General features: G+C 72.5%; 1 protein-coding gene. It reads right to left on the reverse strand.

All coding sequences use genetic code 11. The annotated features are described in order from the left end of the window. Nucleotides 1–48 precede the first annotated feature (48 nt). Nucleotides 49–601, reverse strand: a 553-nt coding sequence (locus BIU95_RS12460; protein WP_139179782.1) for a PAC2 family protein, incomplete at its 5' end; no start/stop codon positions are given.

The raw sequence follows: 601 nt of genomic DNA on the forward strand, positions 1-601 counted from the left end.
CCGCGCCTCCAGGCCGTCCTGTCGGAGCGTCCGGATCCGACGCGACGGTCAGTCGGTCGCGTCGCCCTGGGTGCGCCGGTCGGCCAGGAAGCGCTCGAGCTCGGCGGCGATCGCGTCGGCGGTCGGCACCTCGCCGTCGACGCCGGTGAGCGGCGACGCGACGGGGTTGCCCTCCATGTAGGTGTCGTGCCGTTCCTCGAGCACGGAGACCAGGCGCTGCAGCTCGGCGTTGCCGGCCACCTGCTCCTCGACGCGCGTCAGGAACTCGCGACCCGACTCGCGCAGGGCGTCCGTCGGGAAGATCAGTCCGGTCGCGGCGGCGATGCCGGAGAGCGCTGCGACGGCGGCGTCCGGGAACTCGGTGTCGGACAGGTAGTGCGGCACGAGCAGCACGAGCCCTGTCACCTGCGCACCCGTCTCGGCGAGGCGGTGCTCGACCAGGTGCAGGACGTTCGCCGGTGCCTGGGTCTCGGGCTTCCAGACGCTCATCTGCTCGACGAGGTCGGCCCGGGTGCCCGAGACGGTGAGGCTGATCGGACGGGTGTGCGGGACCGGCATCGGGATCGACTGCACCCAGGTGGTGTCGGCGACCTGCAGGTCG

It is taken from the genome of Curtobacterium sp. MCBA15_007, assembly GCF_001864905.1.
Taxonomy (GTDB): Bacteria; Actinomycetota; Actinomycetes; order Actinomycetales; family Microbacteriaceae; genus Curtobacterium; species Curtobacterium poinsettiae.